Source organism: Bacillus sp. TL12 (genome assembly GCF_022625245.1).
Lineage (GTDB): Bacteria > Bacillota > Bacilli > Bacillales > Bacillaceae_G > Bacillus_A.
Map to the genome: position 1 here is coordinate 1 of NZ_JAJJBY010000200.1, position 520 is coordinate 520.

Below are 520 nucleotides of genomic sequence, written 5' to 3' on the forward strand. Positions count from 1 at the left end.
GGTTCTGGTGCAAAGATAAAATGAAAACTAACAAAACTTCGCAACAGAACCTTTGAATGCTTATCGTGAAGTATCTAAATTTATAAACTAAATACAGGTAAAAAAATATATGCTACAACTTACTGTAACTTTTAATAACTTTAGGTGAAATTAATGAGTGAATCCTCTACCAAGTTGTTGTTCCGCCATAGCTACTAAACGTTTTGTGATTTCACCACCAACAGAACCGTTTGCACGAGATGTTGTATCTGGACCAAGTTGTACGCCAAATTCTTGTGCAATCTCGTACTTCATTTGATCAATTGCGTTCTCAGCACCTTGAACCAATACTTCATTATTATTTCTATTATTCTTTTTAACCATATGTATCACCTCCTACGGTTTTAATGTGCTACGAAACATGGAAAAATACTTATTCCTTTTTATGGTAAATGAATGTTTGAAAGTTTCTGTTCCAATTCAATAAGAAAAACAAAAAGAACTTGTAGAAATCACTACAAGTTCTTTTTGTTTTAATGAA

1 protein-coding gene is annotated in these 520 nt (G+C 31.9%); it reads right to left on the reverse strand.

Annotated features, from left to right (window positions below; translation table 11 throughout):
- Window positions 1-150: 150 nt before the first annotated feature.
- Complete coding sequence (locus LOK41_RS28510; RefSeq protein ID WP_241819447.1) at window positions 151-363, reverse strand: alpha/beta-type small acid-soluble spore protein; 213 nt, start codon at window positions 361-363, stop codon at window positions 151-153.
- Window positions 364-520 lie beyond the last annotated feature (157 nt).

What these genes read in the sequence shown, in the direction of transcription:
- LOK41_RS28510 (WP_241819447.1), bottom strand. Translation starts at nt 363, where the DNA reads ATGGTTAAAAAGAATAATAGAAATAATAATGAAGTATTGGTTCAAGGT.